The sequence below is a fragment of the Aneurinibacillus danicus genome (assembly GCF_007991215.1).
Taxonomy (GTDB): domain Bacteria; phylum Bacillota; class Bacilli; order Aneurinibacillales; family Aneurinibacillaceae; genus Aneurinibacillus; species Aneurinibacillus danicus.
This window is the reverse complement of record NZ_BJXX01000005.1, coordinates 1-9,110: the sequence shown is the minus strand read 5'-3', so window position 1 is coordinate 9,110 and position 9,110 is coordinate 1. Positions and strand designations below refer to the sequence as shown.

Below are 9,110 nucleotides of genomic sequence, written 5' to 3'. Positions count from 1 at the left end.
AAAGTATATGTTGCTTTATCACTGTAAAGCAACATATACTTTCCTACACTAATAAAAAGCCTCTTTATCTGAAGAAGATAAAGAGGCATGTTTGCGTGTCCGTCCTTATCTTCCAGGATGATAAAATATCCTGCTGGATTTGGCACCTTCCTGACCTTTATAAAGGACATGGGGGTTGCCGGGCTTCATCGGGCCAGTCCCTCCGCCGCTCTCGATAAGAATAAAGTATGAATGATTTCTCTTATAGTAATGCTAAATTGTTGCAATTGTCAATTGTTTTTAAAAAATAAACCAATACTATTATTTCACTTAGCAAGGCAGGTTTCTTTTGCGGAAAGCCACAAACGCCGGGTCTATGCTAAATTTTAATTTATTAATCAATAAAAAATCACAACGTTTTTGTGGTTATTTTCTATAATTATATATAATCACTTGTTGCCAAATTATTGATTAACAATGTTTTTTTCGCCCTAATTTTCTTGACGTTAAATATTTTCTAAATTAGAATGATTGAGTACTTCGAGATTTATTACATCAGGAGGCAACAACATGGAAGCAGTTTCAAAAATGCAGCACCCGGACGTGCAGCAACAAAGCAAAAAGCATCCTCCGGGCCTGTATCTGCTGTTTTTTACAGAATTATGGGAACGCTTTAGCTACTACGGAATGCGCGGCATTCTGGTTCTGTATCTCACAACGTCACTGGTTAGCGGAGGCCTTGGCTTTGACGAAGGCTTCGCATTAAGTCTTTATGGATTCTTTACAGGAGCTGTTTATTTTACCCCAATTCTCGGCGGTTATCTGTCAGATAGATTCCTGGGCAGAAGATTGGCGATTACAATCGGCGGTATCACGATGGCAATCGGCAACTTTGTTCTTTTTGCCGATCAAAGCAAATGGGCTTTATACTTAGGATTGCTTTTATTGATTGTCGGGAACGGCTTCTTTAAACCGAACATTTCTACCCTTGTCGGAGAATTGTACGGACCGAACGACGGTCGAAAAGACGCCGCTTTTACAATTTTCTATATGGGCATTAACGTAGGCGCTTTATTCGCCCCGCTTGTATGCGGCTACCTGGCAGAAGACTACTTCAGAACGACAGTCAACGGAGTCGTGCAATATGGATTCAAATACGGCTTTTTGGCCGCCTCTATCGGTATGATTATCGGTCAGATTCTGTTTAACCTATTGGGCAACCGCTATTTGGGTGATATCGGAAAGAAACCGACAGGCAAACCGGCTGCGGCCGCAAAGAATCAAAAAGCGACGAATGCACCGCTGACAAAGAAAGAAAAACAAAGAACGGCTGTTATTTTTATACTGACCGCCTTCGTTATTTTCTTCTGGGCAGGCTTTGAGCAAGCAGGCAGCTCGCTAACCCTGTATACGGATAAGTTTATAGACAGAAGCGTGGGAGGTTGGCTGGTACCAACTTCATGGTTCCAATCACTGAACCCATTATTTATCATTCTTCTTGCCCCTATCATTTCCATGCTGTGGGTTAAGCTTTCCCAGCGGGAACAAGGAGACATGAAAGTTCCGACGAAAATGGCGCTCGGCATGATTCTGCTCGGTCTCGGCTACATGGTGCTGCTCATCGCCGTGATGCAAACCGGCAGCGATGAGAGCGCAGGATATAAAGCGAATCTGTTGTTTATCGTATTCACATACCTTCTTCATACGCTCGGTGAATTATTCCTGTCACCGATAGGCTTATCCATGGTAAGTAAGATTGCCCCGGTAAAACTTGTATCGCTTCTCATGGGCGTGTGGTTATCGGGCACAGGCGTTGCCAATATTTTAGGCGGCCAGTTGGCTGCTACTACCGAATCATTAGGATACTTCGAAGTATTCGGTATCATTGGCGGACTTGCTATTGGACTGGGACTCATCCTGCTGCTGCTCTCGAGAAAGCTTGTACAAATGATGGAGTAACAGTAAAACCATCTTACAATGTGCAAACAAGGCGCTTGCCCCTTACCGGGGCAAGCGTTGGCCGAAGTAACCGGAGTCGTATCTGCAAAATCATGCCCGACGCATTATCCGCCGGGCATGATTTACATTACTCCGTACTTACTTCTTTATCCCCCACATAATAAAAGTCGTTAGTTTTACAATCATACATGTAATCTTTTTTCCATTCCTCGATATTACCAGCAATCATTCTTATGGCCCGAATGAATTCATAGATTTCCTGATTCGTCATCGTAGGATGAATCGAGAAGCGTACCCAGCCCGGCTTAGCAGAGAAATCGCCCTGGTTAATCTGTTCCGTAATCGTGTGAGACATGTCCTGATCAATATCAAACAAATAGTGGCCATATGTTCCGGCGCAGGAACATCCTCCCCGCACTTGAAATCCGAATCGGTCATTTAATAATTTGACAATCAGATTATAATGAATATCCTCTATAAAAAACGAAACAATCCCCAATCTCTCCGTAAGATGCCCGTCAAGTATATGCAGTCCCGGAATCTTTTCCATACCGGGAATCAGAATATCCAGCATCTCTTTCTCGCGACACAGCATATTTTCGGTACCCATTTGCTCTTTGAGCTTTATGCACAAAGCTGCTTTAATGGCCTGCAGTATTCCCGGCGTGCCGCCGTCCTCCCTGCCCTCTATATCCGGGCTATATTGATGCCCGCCCCACGGATTCGTCCACAGGACCGTTCCGCCTCCCGGCTTATCAGGAATTTTACTTAAATACAACCTTGAGTCAAAAATCAGTACACCGCTTGAGCCGGGTCCTCCCAAAAATTTATGGGGAGAAAAGAAAATTCCGTCGAGCTTTTCAAGAGGGGATTTAGGATGCATATCGATATCCACATAAGGAGCTGAAGCTGAAAAATCGACAAAACAAATGCCGCCGTAATCATGCATCTTCCTCGCCAGTTGATAATACGGCGTTTGAATCCCCGTAACGTTCGAACAAGCGGTAAAGGAACCAATCTTCCGTTTACGGTCACGATATTTATGAAGCAATTGTTCCAGCCGTTCCACACTGACCATTCCGCTTGTATCAGGCTCGACGATGACGACCTCTCCTATCGTTTCCAACCAGGAAAGATGATTGGAATGATGTTCCATATGCGTCACAAAAATAACGGGACGGTGTTCTTCAGGAATGTGCATCTTATCTTTTACCTGCGTCGGCAGACGCAATCCCAACATTCGCTGCAGCTTATTTACAACCGCCGTCATTCCGGAACCGTCCATGATCAGTATGTCGTGTTCATCGGCATTTACATGCTCCTTTATAATCTTCTGCGCCTGTTTATACGCCGCCGTCGTAACGGAGCTTGTAATGTTTGATTCAGTATGCGTGTTGGCAAGGAACGGCCCGAATTCGTCGCAGATCTTAGATTCAATCGGGCGATACAGACGCCCGCTCGCAATCCAGTCAGCATATATGATTCGCTTTTTCCCATATGGAGAAAGGAAAGTTTGGTCTATCCCGATAATATGATGCCGGAACGGAAGAAAATACGTCTCTAACTCCCCATACAATTGATATGTGTCGTCTCCTATTCTGGCTCTAATCAATATGGTTCCCCTCCTTTATCCGTGCTTCCGCTATCCTAGAATATGATGCCGGGTAAAGGTAGGTTAAAATGTGACGATCCACAAATGTTTACGGGTAGCTATACATAAATGATTTTCAATTTATTGGATACATTATTAAAGACGAAAATCAATAACAGGAGGAGAATGCATGTTCGAAAATAACCTATCGACAGGAAGGATGCCGCAATTTCCGGAACCGTATTGGCGAGACTCCATAGAGCTTCCGTCGTTTTCTAAAATGACTGAGGACATAAAAGTTGATGCGGCAATCATTGGCGGGGGAATTTCAGGAATCACGGCAGCCTATTTGCTTATAAAAGAAGGAGTAAAAGTCGCACTCATAGATGCCGGCTCTATCTTGAACGGTACAACAGGCCACACAACCGCCAAAATAACCGCCCAGCATGACATCATCTATGATGAGTTAATACAGAACGTAGGAGAGGAACAGGCGAAACTTTATTACGAAGCCAACAATGACGCCTTACAGTTTATAAGAAGCCTCGTCACTGAAAATAAAATCGACTGTGATTTCACTGAGGAAGATGCTTATATCTATACGAATTCCGAGCAGTATATAACGAAAGTAAATAATGAATTTACGGCCTATGAAAAACTCAAAATCAACAGTGTATACGTAAACAGCACTCCTCTTCCTCTGCAAACCAAAGCGGCTATCATAATGAAAAATCAGGCACAATTTCATCCTCTTAAATATTTAGCCCATCTTGTTCAGTGGATTACCCGCGCAGGCGGTGCCATATACGAGAATACTACTGCCATAGATGTAGAAGAAGGAAATCAGCCGAGAGTGATAACAAGAGACGGACACAAAATTATGTGCGATTATGTACTATCATGCTCCCATTTCCCATTCTACGATGGAGCTGGCTTTTATTTTTCAAGAATGTATGCCGATCGGTCCTATGTGCTTGGGGTTAAAACAGAAAAAGACTATTCCGGCGGTATGTATTTAAGTGCGGAAGAGCCAAAACGCTCACTCCGCTATACAATGATGAACGGGGAAAAGCTTGTGCTGATCGGCGGTGAAGGTCATAAAACGGGACAAGGAATAAGTACGATAAAGCACTATGAGGCCCTGGAAGCCTTCAGTGCCGAAACCTTCGGCATAAAAGAAATACCGTACCGCTGGTCTGCTCAGGACCTGGTTACATTGGACAAAATCCCTTATATCGGACACATCACATCCAGCCACCCGAATATATTTGTGGCAACCGGCTACAGGAAATGGGGCATGACCAACGGAACGACTGCCGCCCTGCTGATACGTGATTTAATTATGAAGAAAGAGAATCCCTACAGCGGGCTTTATACACCATCAAGATTTAATGCTGATCCCAGTATTAAAAATTTCATAACGCAAAATGCCGATGTGGCAAAACATTTGATCCAAGGCAAGCTAGAGATCGTTAATGGCAGGCCTGAAGACCTGTCTAACGACGAAGGCGCCGTCGTTACTGTGAATGGAAAAAGAGCCGGCGCTTATCGAGACGATAAGGGAAGTCTGCATATTGTCGATACTACCTGCACCCATATGGGCTGTGAGCTGGAATGGAACAGCGGAGAGCGGACGTGGGATTGTCCATGTCATGGCTCAAGATTTTCAATAAACGGCAGCGTAGTGGAGGGGCCGGCAGAGAAGCCTTTAAAAAAATTAGAAGTAGAATAATTCCCTATCGATCGCCGATATCAAGTGCTGCACTACAAAGAAGAGACCTTTGAGCACATGAAAATCAAAGGTCTCTTCTCTACACTCTTACTGTTTCTCTATCAAATCTCCATACGACATTCCCCCTGTTCCTTTACAACTGAAAAGCCGTCTTTTTCACTCAGCAAATGAATAGAAAAAGTGGTGATTTTTTTCTCGGAATGAATAGAAATAGATCCTCCGTGCTTCTCTATAATTTGCTTACAAACAAAGAGCCCCAAACCCGTTCCCAGCTCTTTCGTAGTGACAAAAGGTTCAAAGATAGTATGCAAGGAAACTTCATCAATGATAGGTCCATTGTTTGAAATCGATAGTATAATCTCTCCCGGAGATTCTTTTAAAGAAATGTCAATATTTCTTTCCTCTTCTATCACATACAGCGCATCGATCGCATTAAATAAAATGTTGATAAGAACTTGTCTTATTTCATCAAAATAGCCATAAAACATAACATTATGGTGAATGTCTTTTGATAAATCGATTTGATTGGTAAGAAGACTGGGATAAAGAAAGTCCGTTACTTCGTCAATTAATTTATCCATATAAAAAGCCTGCTTTTCTTTTCCTGCTATTTCTTTTTTAGAAAGCATTAAAAATTGTGATACCCGGAAATTAAGTTGTTCCAGCTCGCTTGAAATAATATCAATGTATTTCATATCAGGGTATTCTTTGGCCAATAACTTAATAAATCCCTTAACAGAAGTAAGAGGATTACGGAACTCATGAATGAGACTGGATGTCATTTGTCCGAGCAGAGATAGTCGATCTTGATGAGTCGCATTAATAAAAGTCGACTTTTCCTCAATCATTTTATCTTTCAACTCGGTATAGCGGGAAACAGCATGGTACAAGAAAAGATCAAAACATTCATTTATTTGATTAATGGCAGGCTGCAGACTCTCAAGACTCATCTCCACCATGCTCAAATACTTAAAAATTTCGCTTCTCCCAATATTTACGTTATAGACGAATTCTCCGATATTGATATTCGCTTCTATTCTTTCCTCTGCAACCCTGCATGCCAGCACTTCTATCGTTTTCTCATCATATTCATTACGCAATCTACCAATAATCAATTGATACATTTTCATTCCGTTTTCAAATATTTTTTCTTGAAAAGGATCTCCGATTGAAACCAAAACTTGCTTCCGCCATTCTTCCACCAATGATTCTGAATGTCGACTTAGGAAATCGGCAACATTCTCCATGTAATCCATCTCATCCTCACTCTCTTTATAAAACGAAACTTCATCTTTGCTGTCGTACCTACGCCTTTTTACATTATAAGGTATAAAGCCGTATTGAATATATAAATTTTCGAATAATTTGTAAATACAGAGTATCGGCTTACACATTTTTCCGTGTATAATAGGGTCGGACACATCGAGAAATGGACAATGAAAATTAAAGAGGGAGAATGCATGAGATGAAGCGAGTAGTGGTTACAGGAATGGGAGCGGTTACTCCGTTAGGAAACTCAGTACAAGAAACATGGCAGGCAGCCAGAAACGGCGTGTCGGGAATCGGTCCTCTCACAAGATTTGACTGCACAAACTTTTCTGCAAAGACAGCGGCTGAAGTCAAACAGTTTGATCTCTCTAACTACATGAAAGTCAATGACAGACACCGCATGGATCGGTTCGCCCAGTACGCGGTCGCTGCATCTCTTATGGCCGTAAATGATGCCGAAATTTCAATTGGAAAAGATGTTCCCTATGAGCGGGTCGGTGTCTGGTTTGGTACCGCAATCGGTGGTATCGAGAGCTTTGAAGAAAGCTGCCGAAGCCTGCAGGAAGGCGGGTATACGAATTTGTATCCGTTTGCAACCACAACCGTTATATGCAATATGGCTTCCAGCCAGGTCTCGATTGCCCTTGGCGCAAAGGGAATTAACGCGTGTACCGTCCTATCCTGCGCTTCCGGAGCGAACGCAATTGGTGATGCATTCCGTGCGATTCAACGCGGGGAAGCTGACGTAATGATCGCGGGAGGATCCGAAGCATCGCTTACCCCGCTTGGCATCGGTGCATTCTGCGCCATGGGTGCAATTTCGTCCAATCCCGATCCAAAAACAGCCTGTCGTCCATTTGACAAGCAACGGGATGGCCTCGTCATGGGAGAAGGAGCAGGTGCGCTTGTTTTGGAATCGTTGGACTCTGCATTAAAAAGAGAGGCACGCATTTACGGAGAAATCGTCGGCTACGCAACCGTAGGAGACGCCTACCACATCACAAGTCCAGCACCTGGAGGAGAAGGCAGTGTAAGAGCCATGGAGCTTGCCCTTCAAGAGTCAAAGCTCGCTAAAAAAGACATTGACTACATTAATGCGCACGGGACCAGTACCGTATATAATGATAAATTTGAAACACAAGCCCTTAAAACTTTTTTGCAGGAACATGCGTACTGCGTCCCCATCAGTTCCACCAAGTCTATGACAGGCCATATGATGGGGGCCGCCGGCGCTGTGGAAGCTATCTTTTCACTGCTGGCCATCTACACAGGAATTATTCCGCCTACCATCAATCTGGAAAATGCCGATCCTGATTGCGATTTGGATTACGTACCGAACCTGGCAAGGGAAAAGAAAGTAAAAACAGCACTTAGCAATGCGCTTGGCTTTGGCGGACATAACACGTCGCTAATCTTTCAGGCGATATAATAAAATATCAGAATAGCAGCTTACTATGCAAGCAGCCGATGGCGAATGATAACACCACCGGCTGCTTTTGTAGAAACAAACAGGATAAACTCTATACTATTAAGATTTAATTTCAAGTATGATACTTGTTGAAAAGTAGGTGATACACCGTATGATTTTCGTTACTGTCATTTTACCTGTTATTCTCATTTTTCTTAGCGGATATACGCTTCAACGAATTTTCCGTCTGGATCTGAAACCTATCTCTACGTTAGCCATTTATATCTTAACACCTTCTCTCGTATTTCGGACATTTTATACAACACCGTTAGATATCAATCTTTTTTACATTGCAGCGACTTCGTTATTGCTGCTCGTCGGCCTAATCGTCATCACTGCTATCACATCCAGACTGTGCAAATATGATAAGCAGCAGGAAAGCGCATTGATGCTGTCTACCGCTTTCATGAATACCGGGAATTACGGAGCGCCTATTATCCTGTTTGCCTTTGGAGAAGCCGGGTTTCATTACTCTATTCCACTTATGGTTTTTCAGTCCATTATTATGAGCATCTTCGGTGTCTATTTTGCGGCACGCGGGCAAAGCGATATCCGCATAGCCGTTAAAACTATACTTAAAATGCCTGCTAATTATGCGGTGATTATTGCGATTCTCTTGCACCGATTTCAGGTTAAAATTCCGGATAACTTTTACCAAAGTATAGATTTGGTCGCAGAAGCAGCCATTCCGGTTGTCATGCTCATTCTGGGCATGCAATTGGCCAACATATCTTCTAAATCGATAGAATGGAAAGGAATTAGTCTTGCCAGCATGATTCGGCTCATCGCTTCACCGCTGCTCGCTTATTTGATTTGCCAACTCTTCCCGCTCGATCCTCTGCTTCAAAAGGTAATTATCACCGGCGCTGCGATGCCCTGCGCGGCAACGACAACGATGTATGCGATTCAATTTAATGTGAAGCCACACTTCGTATCCACCGGTACTCTTGTGACCACTTTGCTTAGTTTCGGAACACTGACAGTCTTGCTGAGCATTCTGCATTAAGGCTACATGAATTCCTCCAACAAAACCATCATGGCCAGGTAGCCACAGGCCCTGCCATGAAAATTGCGGGAAGGACCGGCTGACTTTTGCGGTACGAAGGAAAAGA

6 protein-coding genes and 1 riboswitch are annotated in these 9,110 nt (G+C 43.4%); of the genes, 4 read left to right on the top strand and 2 right to left on the bottom strand.

Annotated elements, in window-relative coordinates; all coding sequences use genetic code 11:
- Nucleotides 1–102: 102 nt before the first annotated feature.
- A riboswitch (SAM riboswitch) is annotated at nt 103–221 on the bottom strand.
- 328 nt (nt 222–549) lie between these two features.
- Nucleotides 550–1,938 (top strand): peptide MFS transporter, encoded by a 1,389-nt coding sequence (locus ADA01nite_RS00180; protein ID WP_146807873.1) that lies wholly within the window; start codon nt 550–552, stop codon nt 1,936–1,938.
- 127 nt (nt 1,939–2,065) lie between these two features.
- Here ADA01nite_RS00180 and ADA01nite_RS00175 read toward each other — a convergent pair whose 3' ends face one another.
- On the bottom strand, nt 2,066–3,553 hold the full coding sequence (locus ADA01nite_RS00175) for an aminotransferase class V-fold PLP-dependent enzyme (protein ID WP_146807872.1): 1,488 nt from the start codon (nt 3,551–3,553) through the stop codon (nt 2,066–2,068).
- A gap of 166 nt (nt 3,554–3,719) precedes the next feature.
- On the opposite strand from ADA01nite_RS00175, the gene ADA01nite_RS00170 reads away from it, so the two are divergent.
- Nucleotides 3,720–5,261: an FAD-dependent oxidoreductase gene (locus tag ADA01nite_RS00170; protein WP_246147169.1), complete on the top strand. Its 1,542-nt coding sequence runs from the start codon at nt 3,720–3,722 to the stop codon at nt 5,259–5,261.
- A gap of 101 nt (nt 5,262–5,362) precedes the next feature.
- Here ADA01nite_RS00170 and ADA01nite_RS00165 read toward each other — a convergent pair whose 3' ends face one another.
- Nucleotides 5,363–6,517 carry a histidine kinase N-terminal domain-containing protein gene (locus tag ADA01nite_RS00165; protein WP_146807871.1) on the bottom strand — a complete coding sequence of 385 codons (1,155 nt, stop codon included), beginning with the start codon at nt 6,515–6,517 and terminating at the stop codon, nt 5,363–5,365.
- 200 nt (nt 6,518–6,717) lie between these two features.
- On the opposite strand from ADA01nite_RS00165, the gene fabF reads away from it, so the two are divergent.
- Complete coding sequence (fabF, locus tag ADA01nite_RS00160) at nt 6,718–7,959, top strand: beta-ketoacyl-ACP synthase II (RefSeq protein WP_146807870.1); 1,242 nt, start codon at nt 6,718–6,720, stop codon at nt 7,957–7,959.
- A gap of 151 nt (nt 7,960–8,110) precedes the next feature.
- Nucleotides 8,111–9,004, top strand: a complete 894-nt coding sequence (locus ADA01nite_RS00155; RefSeq protein WP_146807869.1) for an AEC family transporter — start codon at nt 8,111–8,113, stop codon at nt 9,002–9,004.
- Nucleotides 9,005–9,110 lie beyond the last annotated feature (106 nt).